The 14,708-nt window shown below is 64.8% G+C and carries 13 protein-coding genes; 9 read left to right on the top strand and 4 right to left on the bottom strand.

Annotation, left to right across the window (positions count from 1 at the left end; all coding sequences use genetic code 11):
- Window positions 1–214: 214 nt before the first annotated feature.
- The gene (locus ACIBI6_RS09215) at window positions 215–505 is read left to right on the top strand and encodes a hypothetical protein (RefSeq protein ID WP_364338805.1); all 291 of its coding nucleotides are present in this window, start codon (window positions 215–217) and stop codon (window positions 503–505) included.
- A gap of 40 nt (window positions 506–545) precedes the next feature.
- Here the strand turns inward: ACIBI6_RS09215 and ACIBI6_RS09210 are convergent, their stop codons facing one another.
- Window positions 546–1,004, bottom strand: a complete 459-nt coding sequence (locus ACIBI6_RS09210; protein WP_364338803.1) for a MarR family transcriptional regulator — start codon at window positions 1,002–1,004, stop codon at window positions 546–548.
- A 62-nt stretch (window positions 1,005–1,066) separates the two neighbouring features.
- Here ACIBI6_RS09210 and ACIBI6_RS09205 point away from each other — a divergent pair, with 62 nt between their 5' ends.
- The 7 genes from ACIBI6_RS09205 (at window position 1,067) to hemB (ending at window position 6,077) form a co-directional block, all read left to right on the top strand.
- Window positions 1,067–1,435, top strand: coding sequence for a VOC family protein (locus ACIBI6_RS09205; protein ID WP_364338801.1), 369 nt, complete (start codon window positions 1,067–1,069; stop codon window positions 1,433–1,435).
- Between the two features lie 175 nt (window positions 1,436–1,610).
- Entirely contained in the window at window positions 1,611–1,751 is a 141-nt protein-coding gene (locus ACIBI6_RS09200; protein ID WP_364338799.1) for a hypothetical protein, read from the top strand.
- Between the two features lie 407 nt (window positions 1,752–2,158).
- Entirely contained in the window at window positions 2,159–2,449 is a 291-nt protein-coding gene (locus ACIBI6_RS09195) for a hypothetical protein (protein ID WP_364338797.1), read from the top strand.
- Between the two features lie 5 nt (window positions 2,450–2,454).
- Window positions 2,455–3,165, top strand: a complete 711-nt coding sequence (locus ACIBI6_RS09190) for a hypothetical protein (protein ID WP_396955985.1) — start codon at window positions 2,455–2,457, stop codon at window positions 3,163–3,165.
- Entirely contained in the window at window positions 3,162–4,310 is a 1,149-nt protein-coding gene (locus ACIBI6_RS09185) for an FAD-dependent oxidoreductase (protein ID WP_396955730.1), read from the top strand. The genes ACIBI6_RS09190 and ACIBI6_RS09185 overlap by 4 nt, the downstream gene beginning before the upstream one ends.
- Window position 4,311: 1 nt before the next feature.
- Window positions 4,312–5,103 (top strand): aspartate/glutamate racemase family protein, encoded by a 792-nt coding sequence (locus tag ACIBI6_RS09180; protein WP_364338791.1) that lies wholly within the window; start codon window positions 4,312–4,314, stop codon window positions 5,101–5,103.
- Window positions 5,100–6,077: a porphobilinogen synthase gene (hemB, locus tag ACIBI6_RS09175; RefSeq protein ID WP_364338789.1), complete on the top strand. Its 978-nt coding sequence runs from the start codon at window positions 5,100–5,102 to the stop codon at window positions 6,075–6,077. The genes ACIBI6_RS09180 and hemB overlap by 4 nt, the downstream gene beginning before the upstream one ends.
- Before the next feature lie 620 nt (window positions 6,078–6,697).
- Here the strand turns inward: hemB and ACIBI6_RS09170 are convergent.
- The gene (locus ACIBI6_RS09170) at window positions 6,698–6,955 is read right to left on the bottom strand and encodes a hypothetical protein (RefSeq protein WP_396955729.1); all 258 of its coding nucleotides are present in this window, start codon (window positions 6,953–6,955) and stop codon (window positions 6,698–6,700) included.
- A gap of 274 nt (window positions 6,956–7,229) precedes the next feature.
- Between ACIBI6_RS09170 and ACIBI6_RS09165 the strand changes: the two genes are divergently transcribed.
- The gene (locus tag ACIBI6_RS09165) at window positions 7,230–9,893 is read left to right on the top strand and encodes a discoidin domain-containing protein (protein ID WP_364338785.1); all 2,664 of its coding nucleotides are present in this window, start codon (window positions 7,230–7,232) and stop codon (window positions 9,891–9,893) included.
- A 169-nt stretch (window positions 9,894–10,062) separates the two neighbouring features.
- Here the strand turns inward: ACIBI6_RS09165 and ACIBI6_RS09160 are convergent, their stop codons facing one another.
- Window positions 10,063–10,632 (bottom strand): nuclear transport factor 2 family protein, encoded by a 570-nt coding sequence (locus tag ACIBI6_RS09160; RefSeq protein ID WP_396955728.1) that lies wholly within the window; start codon window positions 10,630–10,632, stop codon window positions 10,063–10,065.
- Between the two features lie 652 nt (window positions 10,633–11,284).
- Entirely contained in the window at window positions 11,285–14,593 is a 3,309-nt protein-coding gene (locus ACIBI6_RS09155) for a protein kinase (protein WP_396955727.1), read from the bottom strand.
- Window positions 14,594–14,708: the final 115 nt, after the last annotated feature.

Here is a 14,708-nt window from a genome sequence, read left to right as displayed (position 1 = left end):
AGGTCTGGGTGACGCCGTCATCAGCCCTTCAACCACACAATCTTGCGACGGGCCGAGCTCGACTTCATTGCCGAGTCGACGGCGAACAGGTGCGTATATGCCGCCCTGCGATGACAAATCCATCCGGCTGACCGAAGTGTAATCTCTCGTGGCCGACCGACCGGAAACCGAATCATCCATGACAACTGCACTATTACCTCTTGCATACGGATACGTGCGTGACGATTTGCTCTGTGACCGCGACTGGAATTCGAGCGAAGCCAGACTGCGGGACACTGCCAGGTCACTCGGCTACGAGCTGGGCACCGTGTTTCGCGAGCCCCCACCACAGAACGGGACACTGCCCCCGGCGTTCGTCGATCTCGTCCAGGAATGCAGGCGAGCCGAGGCACACACCGTGATAACCCTGCGTGGACACATGTCGGATATGTCGGTGTGCCGGATGGTCCTGCTGGCGGTCCTCGAAGTGCGAGCCGGTGCCGCGGTGCACGAAGTCGAGTTGTGAACCATTCCATCAGCGCATCAGCCGCGAGGTACGGCTGAAGCTATGCACCGTCGTTGCCATCGCGCAGGGAATGGATCATGCTCCGCAGGATCCGGAAGGCGTTTGACTGCTCGGTCTCGGTCATGCAGGCCAGCATTCTGACCTCGACGGACCGGACCGCTACGGTCGCCTTCTCGAGGCTCCGTCGGCCGCGAGGCGTGAGCCGCGTGGGCAGAACCTTCCCGACGGGTGCCTCCGCAGGCCTGGTCACGTAGCCGTCTCGTTCCAGGGCCTGGAGCAGCACGTTCATCGTCTGCCGGGTCACGAACGCGCCCCGCGCGAGCTCGGAGTTCGACAAGCCCGGTCGTTGAGCCAGCAGCTCGAGGCAGGAGTAGTGCGTCACGCTCATCCCGAGCGGCCGCAGCACCTCGTCCATGGCTGCACGCAGCGCGCTCGACGCCTCTTTCAGCAGGTAGCCCAGTGACGTCTCCAAGTCGACGCCAGCACCGTCTTGACTCATGTCAGTATTCTGACATAGATTAACCGGTGTCAGAAAACTGACACAGACTGAGGAGCATCATCATGCCCGCCACCGGCCCCGACTTCATCTCGCTCCAAGCGCGCGACCTCGACGCTTCGCAGGCGTTCTACGAGCAGTACCTCGGCCTCGTCCGCTCGCAGACCGGACCTCCGCACGCCGTCGTCTTCGACACGAAGCCGATCGCGTTCGCACTCCGCGACGTCGTTTCCGGCACCGATCTCGCATCCGTTGCTCAGCCCGGCATCGGTGCCGCGATCTGGCTCCACGCCACAGACGTCCAGGCCATTCACGATGCTCTCGTCGCCGACGGTCACACCATCGTCTCCGCACCGATCGACGGCCCCTTCGGTCGGACATTCACCTTCGCCGACCCCGACGGCTACCAGGTCACGCTCCACGACCGCGCCTGACAGGCCAAACGCCACCGGACGATCACCAGCCCCCGCAGAGCGCGGTTGCGCCCGAGACTCGAGAATCCGGGCGACGTTTGTCTACCCCGGGGTGATACCGATACCGACCAGCCGCGACCCCGTCGCCCGTAACGAGTGCGCACTCCAGCGCGCGGCTGGCCGTATCCCGGCCGACGTGGCTCCGACGGTGGCCGCGATCCTGACCCGACACGCACCAGCCGCCACGGCGATGAACGCCTTCTACTGGAAACTGTTCGATGGCGAAATCCACACGGATTACGCCCAGTTGGTAGATCAGCACGATCTGACCATTTGACCGGTCATCGGGTGCATGAGCGCGCTCGACCGACGCGCGACGCATCTTGTGGTTCCTGAGCGAGAAATCGGTCGAAGCCCCATCTCACCCGCCTGTTTGCCAAGCTCCGCGTCTCGTCTCGCGCCGAACTCGCCGCCGTCGGCGCCGGTGTCCGGCATCGGCCACGACTCGACCGGTAACCGATTTGAGGGGTTTCCCTACTACCTGCGCTGTCCGACGGTATCCGAAACTTGTTGCGGCAGTGGCGTCGAACGTCTGACCGGCGAAATCTCGGCGAGCTGCGGAAGCCGAGACCGGAGGACGTGCGCTGTGCAACCCATCCATGCCGACCTCTGGTGTACGGCATCGCGGCCGGACCGCCGATGAGCGCGGCATTGTCAGGTCCTGTCGTCGTACGGAGCGCCCACATGGAGCCGATCGAGACCAGTGCCGACGACCAGACGGCAAACCGGCTCACCACGGAGACATTGTCGTCGCTGCGGAACTGGGTGGGGGCCGTGTGTGAGGCGGAGCTGCGTCGCCTGGACTCCCGTGCACCCAGGCTCGACGCCGACGCGCGCGCCGAAGTGGCCCGCGCCATCCAGCGGGTGGTCGATGGCCTCCTCGGCGACCTCGGATCGCGGGTGGCCCGCGATGCCGGACTCGTCGACGCGCTTCGGACCTTCTTCGTATTCGACCGCCCAGGAGGCAAACCTTGACCAGAGTGGGTGTGGTTGTGCCACCGTCCAATCCGGCGGTGGAGCCGGAGTTCGCACGCCTCCTCGACGCGCGGGCAGATCTGCATGTCACCCGCTTTCCGGTACGGCCAGGCCGCCCGCTGGCGGAGCGTTTGGACGCCTACAACGACGCGTTGCCCGACATGATCCGTTCGTTCGGCGATCTGTCGCTCGACGCTCTGGTCATGGCGTGCAGCGGCTCCCGTTATCTGCTCGGCCCGGCCGACGATCGTCGCCAGTGCGCCGAGCTGAGCGCAGAGTTCGGCCTGCCGGTCGCCTCCGCCACCGAAGCCATCAGATGCGCGCTGGCACACCTCGGCGTCGATGAAGTCGCCTTGGTCTCGCCCTACCAGCCGTGGCTGACCGCATGCGCCGAGCGGTTCTGGGCGGCGGCGGGCGTCCGAATCGCCCAAGTGGTCGCGGTGCGGGCCGGAACGCGTTTCGCTCCCTACGAGGTGACTACGGACCAGCTTGTTGCGCAGCTCGAGCAGGCCGCGCCGCCACGGGACACGGCGCTGCTGCTGACCGGCACTGGCATGCGCACGCTGCGCGCGATCGACCTGCTGACTTCGCGTGCTGAGCGGCTCGTTCTGACCGCCAACCTGTGCAGCGTCTGGTGGGCGCTGACCAGCGCAGGCCTGCCCGCCTCCTGGGGACGCACCGCGCCCCAGACGCCGGCCCAGTCGGTCGCGACATGAGCCCCGAGGTGATTGTCGCGGGCGCTGGACCGGTCGGTTTGGTTGCGGCTCTCACCCTGGCCAGGGCCGGGGTGTCGGTGCTGATGCTGGAACGAGAGCCACGGCCCGCGACGCGTTCACGCGCCGCCACCTTTCACCCGGCCACGCTCGAACTGCTAGACGAGCATGGAGTGGCCGCGGCCCTGGTGGCGCGCGGCGTCGTCGTGAACCGCCTGCAGTGGCGCGACCTGTCCGGGGCGGTACTTGCCGAGATGAGCATGGCCACCTTGAGCGAGCTGACCCGGTATCCCTTTCGGCTGCACGTGGAGCAGTCGGAGCTCGTCGCGCTGCTGCTCGCCGCCCTCGAAGCGTATTCAGAGGTCGATGTCCGATTCGGCACCGCGGTGCAAACGGTCACCGACACAGGCGTATCCGTGTGTGTCCGCGCCGCGGGCGGCTGGTGTCGGGCCAGGTACCTCATCGCTGCGGACGGCGCGCACAGCACTGTCCGGGCCTCACTCGCTGCGGCATTGCCGCTGTCGGTCTATCCGACGCATGCGTTGCGGATCTTCACCCGCGCACCGCTGGACGAACTGCTTCCGGGCTTGGCGTCGGTGACCTATGTGCGTGACCCGATTCAGTCGTGCAGCTTGTTGCGGTTGCCCGACCACTGGCGGCTCATTCTCCGGCTCGCCCCCGACGAGCCCGTGCCGCGGAGCGTGGCCGGGCTGGAACTGAGCACCTTGGACATCTTCGATGTGCACCGCTACAGCTTGGCGAGTGGCGTACTCGACGCTTTCCGCCACGGCCGGGTGTTGTTCGCGGGCGACGCCGCCCACGTCACCTCCACCGCAGGCGGTCTCAATATGAACGCCGGTATCCACGATGCGGTCGATCTCGGCCGGACACTCGCCGGCGTGCTGGCCGGACAGGCCGCACCGGACGCGCTGGCGGAGTGGTCGCGGCGACGCCGCGCGGTCCTGGTCGATCATGTCGTCCCGGCCAGTGAGGCCAGGGTCGCCGGCGTTCAGGACGGCGACAGCGCGCGGCTGCGCGCCGCTGTCGCCGCGCTCACAGCCATCGCCGCCGAACGCGAGGCCACCAGGAACTACCTCGTGAACGCCGCCATGCTCGACACCGCCCCATTACCGGTAAGGAAGATCTGACATGCGAATTCGGTTCCAGAAACATGCCGTCGAGGGGCGTTCGCAGCTGCTCGACAAGCTCTACGCCGACCATCTGGCAAAGGTCTCCGATCCCACCACCGAGGTCGAGATCCATACCCTGCCGCCGCTGCTCTACTCGACCGAGCTACCCGAGGACTTGGTCGGGTTCGGGACGATCGGGCTGCTTTTCGCCGACTATTTCGCGCGCACCGCCGTCGCCGCCGAACGCGACGGCTGTGCCGCTTGGATCAGCGGCGCTGGCCAGGACCCGGGGCTGGTCGCGGCACGGGTGCGCGCCACCATTCCCGTCGTCGGGTACGGCGATGCCACTTGGCAGACCGCCAGGCAGGAGCGTCATCGGCTCGGCCTGATCGGCTTCATTCCACATCTGGTCGAGCCGATTACCGACAACATCGCCGCCGCGGGCGCCGCATTGGCCTCTTATCAGTTGATCGATGACGGCGCGGCGGTCATCTCTCGTGCGCTGGCCGGCGACTTCGAACCGTTTGTACGGGCCTACACCGTCGCCGCCGAGCGGGCGGCGGCGGCAGGCGCTCACTGGTTGGTGCCCGCAGAAGGCATACCCAACGAGCTCCTCGTCCACCTGGAGATCCAGGAGCTGTGCGGACTGCCGGTCATCGACCCCGGCGGATTGGCGATCAAGACCGCCGAGCACCTGGTAGGACTCCGCGCTCTCGGCATCACGGCCAAAGCCACGACCGGATACTGGCATCGGCGGCCATCCCCGGACCTGCTGGCGCACATCGAGCAGATCTTGGAGTTCAAGGCATGAGCTTCCCCACCGACCGACCGCGGCGACTGCGCCGCACCGCCGCGCTACGAGCGTTGGTAGCCGAGCATCGGCTGCACCCGTCGGACCTCGTTCAGCCCATGTTCGTGCGCGAGGGCATCGACGAGCCGAGGCCGATCCCAGCCATGCCCGGCCAGGTCCAGCACACGCGCGAAAGTCTGCGCAAGGCGGCTGCGGCGGCCGCGCAGGCAGGCGTCGGCGGCATCATGATCTTCGGTGTGCCCGAGCACAGGCACCCGGACGGACGTGGCGCGTGGGATGAGCGCGGCATCGCGCAGCTCGCGATCCGCGACGTCGCGGCCGAGGTGGGCGACACGACTGTGGTGATCAGTGATGTCAATCTCGACGAGTACACCGATCACGGCCAGGTCGGGCTCCTCGACAATGACGGTGACGTGGATAACGACGCCACGCTCGACGCCTACGCCCGAGTCGCGTTGGCGCAGGCCTGCGCCGGAGCCCACCTGGTGGCGCCGAGTGGAATGATGGACGGTCAGGTCGCCGCCATCCGTGCCGGACTCGACGCCGCCGGACACGAGCGCGTCGCCATCCTCGCGTATGCCGCTAAATACGACTCCGCCTTCTACGGTCCGTTCCGCACGGCTGTCGAATCCTCGTTCACCGGAGCCAGATCCACTCATCAACAGGACCCCGCCAACCTCCGGGAGGCGATCCGCGAGGTACTGCTCGACATCGAGGAGGGCGCCGACCTGGTCATGGTCAAACCCGCAGGCCTCTATCTCGACGTGGTGCGCCGAGTGGCCGACGCCGTGAACGTGCCGGTTGCCGCCTACCAGGTGTCGGGCGAGTACGCCGCCATCGAGACGGCAGCGCAGCACGGGATGGTGCAGCGCGAGAGGGCCATCGAGGAGAGCCTCATCGCGATCCGCCGGGCCGGGGCACGGATCGTCCTCACCTACTGGGCCACCGAGTTCGCTCAGCGACTGCGTGCTTAGTCGACGACCCACAACCCAACTCGGCCGCTGTCGACGTCGCGAGAGAGGCGATCGGTGAGCGATCCTCGGCGCCTCAGGCGTCGTCGTGACCTCACCGAGGCGGTGTTCCGAAGTCGGTGTACGCGTCGGCGCCGATAACGGTCGAGGCGCCACCGGCCAGACTCAGTGTTCGGGCTCGCTGATAGCGGCAGTGGGCAGACGAAGTCGCGGGAGGCCTTGTCCGCGGCGGACGGTTCGTCGGCCTCCTCGCCCTCCTCGACCTCCTCGGCCGAATCGAATGCCGCGGCTGTGGCGAGCGGGCGCGCTGGGTCATGGCCGAACAGGGCGGTGGCCCCCGATGCCGATTTCGGCCGCTTCGGCCAAGGCGTTGACCCGCTCCAAATGCCCCCAGCCGGTGTCATCGGGACCGAGGCCAGCAATTCGACTCGCCGATAGGTGGTTTCGGCGGTCGCGAAGATACCCCTCCCAGCACTAGGCCGCGTCGAGCCGCGCTGCGCGCCAGCGGGGCACCGGTCCGGTCGGCCAGGGCCACCACCCGCTCGATCCGGCCACCGCTGTCATTGCCGAGCGCGCGGGCCGGCTGTCACTGTCGGCCCCCGGTCCGCGAACAGTGCTACCGGTCAGGTCAAGGCCACACATGCGCCGAGGCTGCCAATGGATCGACGTAGTCCATTGCGCGCCAGACGGATACGAACGGTTTGGCTCGAAACTGAGTGCACGAAGGTGCGTTTCGGTAGCTGCAACGCAATCGCGTCACGCAATGCCGAGACCGGCGCCGAGGTCATGCGCAAGCAGTCCACGGAGATCTCGAAATCCTTCGCGATCCGCTTCAGCGGCCGCTGGCTCTTGCGGGCCCCAGCGACCACGTTGCGGTCCACCTTTCGGGCTCACCCGCTCGGGTGCCGACCCGCCGAGAAGCACGAAATCTGCTCGGTCGCAGCAGGAATACGGTCTTGACCCTCGACCGACACGCCATTATGGTTCTCTCAATTATTCGTCAACTTTTATCGAATAATTGATAACTCCGGATCCAGCTTTCGGTGGCGCTGGCGTACACGGGCGTACGCCACATGGAGAGGTACGCAGTTGTCCTTGATAGGCAGGTGCTTCGGGCGCATCGGCGTGTGGGCCAGGGCTTGGATCGCTGTTGCGATGTTTGTGGTCCTCGCGCTGGCAACTCGGGTTCCTGCGGTCGCCGTACACCACACCTCCGAGACGACGATCGGGGCCATTTGCCCGGATGACGAAGTCGCCGCTGCGCCGGAGTGGGCACCGTCGAGCAGCGAGGTCGATGCCGCCTACGATCGACATCCCTTCGTGGGCAATGGCTATCTCGGGCTGCGGGTGCCCCCGCGCGGTATGGGCTACGCCGTGACGAACGAGCGCAGTGGTTGGCCGTTGTACACACCCCGCTACGACGGCGCGTTCGTTGCCGGACTCTACGGTCATACACCGACTGTCGCCGCGGACCGCGAGGTGGCGGCGGCCATTCCGAACTGGTCGGGCCTCACCGTTGGTGTCGGCGACGAGAAGTACTCCGGCGCGACACCGGCGGCGCAGATCACGAATTTCGCACAGACGGTGCACCAGCGGTGCGGGCTGGTACGCACCACTCTCACCTGGACCACACGGGACGGCAAGGCCACCGATCTGGTGTACGAGGTGCTCACCGATCGCGTCGATCAGCATGTCGGTGCGGTGCGGCTGACGATGGTTCCGCACTGGTCCGGTCAGGTCACTGTCAGCGATGTGATCGACGGCGCCGGGGCGCGACGAATGACGCAGAGCGGCGGTGGTGCGCGCGGCGAGGACGGTATCGGCGTCGGCTTCCGAACTGATGGCACTGCGGTCACCGGCGAGGTCGCTTCGGTGTTACGCACGAAAGCATCGACGGCACAGCAGGTTTCGCCAGCGCTCGAACTGAGTATCGGCCGCGAGGTGCGGTGGGAGGTGCGGGCAGACGAAACCTACGAGGTGACGAAGTTCGTCGGTGTGGACACAACGCTCACCGCCTCGGATTCCGCGGCTGCTGCTTTCGACGCCGCGCGCGGGGCCGCGGACAAGGGCTGGTCGCGGCTGCTCGCCGACACAGCGGCGGCGTGGCGGACGCTGTGGCGCGGCGACATTGTCATACCGGATGATCCCGAGGTCCAGTCTTGGGTGCGTGGCTCGCTGTATTCGCTGTATTCGAGTACGAATTCCCAGCAGGACAACAGCATTTCACCGGTTGGGCTCAGCAGCGACAACTATGCGGGCGCGGTGTTCTGGGATGCCGATACCTGGATGTTGCCGATGCTGTTGCAGTTCGCGCCCGAGCTGGCGAAATCGGTTGTGGACTACCGATACAAGACGCTACCGGCCGCGCAGGCCAATGCGCGGCTCCTAGGCTTGCGCGGCGCGTTCTATCCGTGGACCAGCGCCAGCCGCGGCGATCTGGCCGATTGTCACAGCTGGCTACCGCCGCACTGCCTGAACCAGATCCATCTGCAGGGCGATATCTCGCTGGCCGCCTGGCAGTATTACCTCGCTACCGGTGACGAGGACTATCTACGCACCCGCATTTGGCCGATCATGCAGAACGTGGCCGAATTCTGGGTCTCGCGTGTCACGTCGAATCCGGACGGCAGCTACTCCATCAACAATGTCGCAGGCCCCGACGAATACAGCAACGGCGTACCGGATGGGGTCTATACCAACGCTGTGGCCGCCCTTGCCCTGCGCGACGCCGCACACGCCGCCGATCTCCTCGGCGAACCGATCCCACCCGAATGGACCACGATCGCCGACCGGCTCCACATTCCGTTCGATCCGGCGCGGCAGATCTTCCTCCAGTACGACGGCTATCCAGGCACACCGATCAAACAAGCTGATGCCGCGCTGCTGATCTATCCACTGGAATGGCCTATGTCCCAAGAGGTTTCCGAGCATACGCTGGACTACTACGTCGAACGCACCGATCCCGGCGGTCCGGCGATGACCGACTCCATCCACGCCATCGCCGCTGCGGCGGTCGGGCGCCCTGGATGCGTGACCCAAACCTATCTCGAACGTGCGGTGCGTTCATTCATGCGCGCGCCGTTCGGGCAATTCTCGGAGTCGCGGGGTGTCGGTGGTATCACGGAGACCTTGAGCGCTCCAGCGTTCACGTTCGTTACCGCGGCTGGGGGATTCCTGCAGTCTTTCACGAACGGACTGCTGGGGCTGCGCCTGCGCGAGGGCGGGATCCGTATCGACCCCCTGCTATCGCCGGAACTGAAATCCGGAGTGTCTATTCACGGAATGCACTGGCAGGGAAGAACGTTCGACGCCGAGCTCGGGCCCGAGAGCACAATCATCACCCTCACCGATGGTGTGCCGATGCACGTCGAAACCCCGACCGGCATAGACCTGCTAAGTGCCAGCCAGCCCTTGACCGTCATGACTCGACGACCGGATCTGGAGCACAGCGAAAACCTCGCCCGATGTACACCGGTTGCCGCCTCCTCCGAGGAACCGGGCCGATACGCCGCCGCCGCGGTCGACGGCAGCCTCGCCACCGGTTGGGCGCCCGAGGGCACCCAAGCAAACCTCACCGTCGATCTCGGCACCGATCACCCCATCAGCAGAATCCTCCCGCGCTGGGCCGAGCACGCCCCGACGTACACAATCACCGCATCCACCGACAACCAAACCTGGACACCAGTCACCACCGATCCCGCAACCGGCACAGTACAAAACTCACTCACCGCCCGCTACCTACGCCTCCAGGTCATCAATCCCAATCCCACAATCCATCCCACTGTCCAAGAACTGGAGATTTCCGGCCCACCACGCTGACGTGGACTATCGCTAAGGAGTTTCCGGCGTTATTCCGCGCTGATCCGGCAGGTGAGCGGACCCACATCAGCGGTTCGGGATACAAAATGGGTGGGGTTCGATCCATTGTCGGTTCTCCTCGAATAGAAAGGCGGGAGACCACGTGCGTGGTCTCCCGCCTTTGCTGTGATTACCAGGGCCCGATGATATCCTTGACTTTCTGGACGATCTCCTCGATTGGAACGTCTGCCTGGATTATCGTGCCGTCGTCAGGGTTGATGAGATCGAGGCGTGTGCGGGTGAGTTTGGAATATTTGATCACCCACTTGCCGTTGCTGTTCACATAGCGATCGTGGTAGTTGCCATAACCGTGCACTCCGAGTGTGCCACCCCAGATGAGTATGTCCTCCAGCCTCCAGTCGCCCTCGGCAGTCGTCGCGGACGTCAGCCGGATCGCAGGATCGAAGCCCTGGTGGTGCGTTTTAGCGGGACCGATCGTGAGCTTCAGGAAGGCGATGAAATTGTCCCTCCCGACAAGGATGGGGCCACCGCTGCCCGTGGTGTCCACGATGACGTCCGGAGCGAGGAGTTCGCGCAGCGCGTCCCAGTTTTTCGCATCGATATCCGCGAAATAGCTGGTCTTGAGCTGCTTGATCGCTTCGATATCGGCGACCGCGTCGGTCGCCGAGAAGGCGCCCGGGGTAGCGGGGGACGGCGACGGCTCGGCGTTGGCGATCGAGATGCCGACAGCGCCGAGCATTGTCGCCGTGCTCAACGCGACAGCGGTGCGCAGTACACCTCGCTCGCTCGGTCCGGGAAGGAACCGACGATGGATTTCTACAGACATATCTCTTCTCCTCTTCGAGAGGATATCTCGAATAATTTGGTCAGTTGCGGATGCTCGACAGGACCGAGCAGCTCGAGTGCTTTGGTCCATGCAGAACCTAAAAGGCGATGTCTTTTCTGAATACGGAAGCATTTCCTCCACTCGGCGTGCGGCACCCGGTGGTTCATTTCGTGCATTGCGGTGTTTCTGAGCCGAAGGAGCTCGAATCGATTTACCTCGAACAATAGGAGGTGTGCATAACTGGTGCCGTACGTTGGTGATATTTTTAGCACCGAGCACTGAAAACGGGAAGAAATAAAAGTTGTGCGGAATTTGTCAATCTCGATCCCATCCGCGAGAGCGGTTCAGCGCGCTTTCATCCCACTCACCGGGAGCGGGGTTCGACAGGGCAAGTACGGGGTCGCAACCGTAAACCAGCAATGCTGTTGAATTGGCCCTATGTTGATCGGATGATCGAAAGGCTATCAATGGGCCGGTCAATAAATATATAGCATACTAGTCCGGTTTAAGCCGTGCGGTAACCGGAAATTTCCGTTTACCGAGATACGAAGTATCGGAACCTCGTTCAGCGCACCGAGCCGAAACCGCCGATGGATCCACGGTCCCGCTCTTGCTGGGCATCGTCGATTACCCAGGCCACGATCTGTGCGCGGGAGGTGAAGCCGAGTTTGCTCAGGATGTGTTCGACGTGGTGCTGTGCGGTGCGTTGGGAGAGTACGAGTTTCGCGGCGATCTGTTTGTTGGTGAGCCCCTGGGCGACAAGGTTGGCGACCTCGCGTTCGCGCTTGGTCAGCGTGAGTCCGGAGTCGGGTGGAGTGGTGGTGAGTGGTTCTCCCAGGGCGTACGCCACTGCGGCGTTCATCGCCATGGCTTGTCCGCGCCGGAAGGCGACGTCGAATCCTCGGTCGCCGAGTGCGCGACGCACCGTGCGCTCGCTTTCGTCGTGATAGCGGGCTAGCTCCGTGAAAAATGTGGTGACACCAGGGGCGGGTCGCAGCAGGTTTTGGGCGGCACCCATCAGGATGGCCGCGCGTTCACCATGGTCGTCGGCGTCGGTCCAGGCCAGTCCCTCGATGGCCATAGCCGCGACGACGGGGCTGCGCACGCGCCGGTTGGCCCGTAACGATTCCAGCAGTAACTCTTGCGCATGGGAACGGTCGTTTTGCTGCCATACGGCGATGGCGATGCCCCACAGTGTGGTCGATCGGAACAGCGATTCGCCGCACGCTTGGGTGATGGACAGTATCTGCTCGTGATACTGCATCGCCCGTCCGGTATCTCCCTGGAGTGCGTGTGCCCAACCGAGGTCGGACAATGTGGAGATATAGAGATGTCCTCGAATATTGGATTCGAATACCGCGAGGGCGGGTTCGAGTACGGATACCGCCCGATCGAGCTCACCCCGAAACAGTGCCAGAACTCCCTCGGCGGATGCGGCCAGCGCTTTGGTGGTGGGCGCGGGATCTTGTTCGGCGAGTGTGCGTGCCTGCTCGACGAGGGTGGCCGCGTATTCCAAGTTTCCCTGTACCGCAGCCATGTGCGTGCTCGTATGCAGCGCTTTGACGCGATCGGGTATCGAGTGCGCGGCCGGGTGGGCCAAGAGGCGGTCGAGCCACCGTCGGCCTTCACCGAACCGCCCTCGGAAGCTCCAGAACACGAATAACGCTGCGGCGGTGCGCAACCCGGCCTCCGCTGACTCCGCGGTAGCGTCGGACACACAGAACTCGAGCGCTTCTCGCAGATTCGATTGTTCGCGGTCGAGGCGAGCGAGCCAGTCGAGTTGCTGATCGCTGATCCACCCGGCCTCAGCGTCCAACGCCAACCGCTGGTACCAGTCGCGGTGTCGTCGGCGCAGATCCTGGCTTTCGCAGGCCTCCTGCAACTTCTCCCGACCGTAGTCGCGCATCGTCTCGAGCATTCGGAAGCGCACAACGCCTTCGGGTTCCTCCCGGTTCACGATCGACTTGTCCACCAGGGACGACAATGCGTCGAGCAGACTTTCCGGTGCCAACTCGGCACCACATACGTATTCGGCGGCGTCGAGTTCGAAACCCCCGGCGAATATCGTCAGCCGAGCCCACAGCCGCTGCTCGACCGGGGTGCACAGCTGGTAGCTCCAGTCGATGCACTCTCGTAGCGTCTGTTGCCGGGTGGGCGCTGTGCGGCTACTGCGGGTGAGCAGCGCGTATCGATCGGTGAGCCGCTGCAGGATCTGATGCGGCGACATTGCGCGCATCCGTGCCGCGGCGAGTTCGATCGCCAGCGGCAATCCGTCCAGCCAGGAACAGATACCCGCTACAGCCGCCTTATTGTCGTCGGAGAGTTCGAATCCGGGAACTACCGCAGCGGCGCGGTCGGCGAACAATGTCACGGCGTCGTATTTGGACAGTCCGCGCAGCGCCGGTTCATCGTCGGGGTCCGGAACGGTCAGCGGCAACACCCGCAGTACCGCTTCGCCGGCGATGTCGAGCGGCTCGCGGCTGGTGACGAGAATCCGCTGATTCGGACAAGCCATCAACAACGTCTCGACCAGCTGCGCCGCAGCCGCCAACACTTGCTCGCAGTTGTCCAGAACGAGCAGGGTTTCCTGGGACTGCAGGAACTGGACCAGCACTTCCTGCGTCGATCGGGCCGAATCGTCGCGCAGGCCGAGCGACGCCGCCACGACGTCGATCAGCAGCGACGGGTCGCCCACATCGGCCAGTTCGACAATCCGGACGCCATCGGTGAAATCGCGTCGAGCGTTCGCCGCCGCGCGCAGCGCCAGCCGGGTCTTGCCGACGCCACCGATCCCGGCCAACGTCACCAGTCGGTAGGTGGACAACAGATTCTTCACCTCGGCCGCCTCGGAGCGGCGGTCGACGAAACTGGTCAGCTCCAGCGGCAGCTGGCCGACGCTGCCGCGACCCGCAGCCGTCACTGGCGGGCCCCATTCCTGCATCGCGGACGTGTAGTCCAGCGGCTCGGGGGCTGGGTTCGCGTGCAGCGCCATCTCACCGACCGGGTATCCGTGGTGGCGCTGTACCTGCCGGATGGCCTTACCCATCTCACCCGCCGACATCCGCTGCCTCGGGTCCCGGCTCATCGCCGATTCCACCACGGCCGACAAGTCGTCGGGAATGCCGCTTTCCCGCAGGTTCGGCACCGGTTGACTGGTGATCCTGACGAACTGGGCCACCACTTGCTCACCGCTGCGTCGTTCGAAGGCGGCGTGCCCGGTGAGCGCGCAGAACAGGGTCGCACCGAGACCGTAGATATCCGCAGCCGACGTCGGGTCGTCGCCACCGAGCACCTCGGGCGCGGTGAACGCCGGGGATGCGGTCAAGATCCCCGTCGCCGTCTCGAACCCGCCCGCGAAGTGCGCGATACCGAAATCGGTCAACGCCGGCTCGCCGTAATCGGTGAGCAGAATGTTTCCCGGCTTCACATCGCGATGCACGATGCCGAGCCGATGCGCGCTCTCGAGCGCACCGGCGATCTTCACCCCGATCCACAACGCGGTCTGCACCGGCAACGGACCCTGCCGGCGAATCCACGCATCCAGCGAATCCAAAGGGTGATACGGCATCACCAGATAGGGGCGCCCGCCTGCGGTGACACCTACCTGCAGCACAGTGACGATATTCGGATGTCCGGTCAGCCGACCCATTGCCTTCTGCTCGCGAAAGAACCGCGCCTCATTGTCCTCGTCGAGTTCAGCTGTCAGTACCTTCACCGCCACCGTGCGGTCCAGCGCCACTTGCTTGCAGCGATAGACCTCACCGAAACCGCCACGCCCGACCTCTTCGGCGTCTTCGAACCCGGACGCGCTCAAATCGGCCGTGACGGGTGTGACCGCGTCGCGGCGGGTCCGAAGCGGATCACCGTCTGTCATCAGCGGCGTGTAATCCACTCGGCAGGTACGCGAATACCGGGCGCCATGCGCTCACCTTTCGACAATGCCAGCGTATCGCCAGCAAAGGTAAACGGTCCGGACGTCCGCGAGTATT

The organism is Nocardia sp. NPDC050412 (assembly GCF_044458825.1).
Lineage (GTDB): Bacteria > Actinomycetota > Actinomycetes > Mycobacteriales > Mycobacteriaceae > Nocardia.
Note: the sequence above shows the minus strand (reverse complement) of the source record. Positions and strands in the feature narration are given on the sequence as shown.

Bases quoted from the DNA above. Each gene is read 5' to 3' on its own strand.
- ACIBI6_RS09210 (WP_364338803.1), bottom strand. From the start codon at position 1,004: ATGAGTCAAGACGGTGCTGGCGTCGACTTGGAGACGTCACTGGGCTAC.
- ACIBI6_RS09205 (WP_364338801.1), top strand. From the start codon at position 1,067: ATGCCCGCCACCGGCCCCGACTTCATCTCGCTCCAAGCGCGCGACCTC.
- ACIBI6_RS09195 (WP_364338797.1), top strand. From the start codon at position 2,159: ATGGAGCCGATCGAGACCAGTGCCGACGACCAGACGGCAAACCGGCTC.
- ACIBI6_RS09185 (WP_396955730.1), top strand. From the start codon at position 3,162: ATGAGCCCCGAGGTGATTGTCGCGGGCGCTGGACCGGTCGGTTTGGTT.
- ACIBI6_RS09180 (WP_364338791.1), top strand. From the start codon at position 4,312: ATGCGAATTCGGTTCCAGAAACATGCCGTCGAGGGGCGTTCGCAGCTG.
- hemB (WP_364338789.1), top strand. From the start codon at position 5,100: ATGAGCTTCCCCACCGACCGACCGCGGCGACTGCGCCGCACCGCCGCG.
- ACIBI6_RS09165 (WP_364338785.1), top strand. From the start codon at position 7,230: ATGTTTGTGGTCCTCGCGCTGGCAACTCGGGTTCCTGCGGTCGCCGTA.
- ACIBI6_RS09160 (WP_396955728.1), bottom strand. From the start codon at position 10,632: ATGCTCGGCGCTGTCGGCATCTCGATCGCCAACGCCGAGCCGTCGCCG.
- ACIBI6_RS09155 (WP_396955727.1), bottom strand. From the start codon at position 14,593: ATGACAGACGGTGATCCGCTTCGGACCCGCCGCGACGCGGTCACACCC.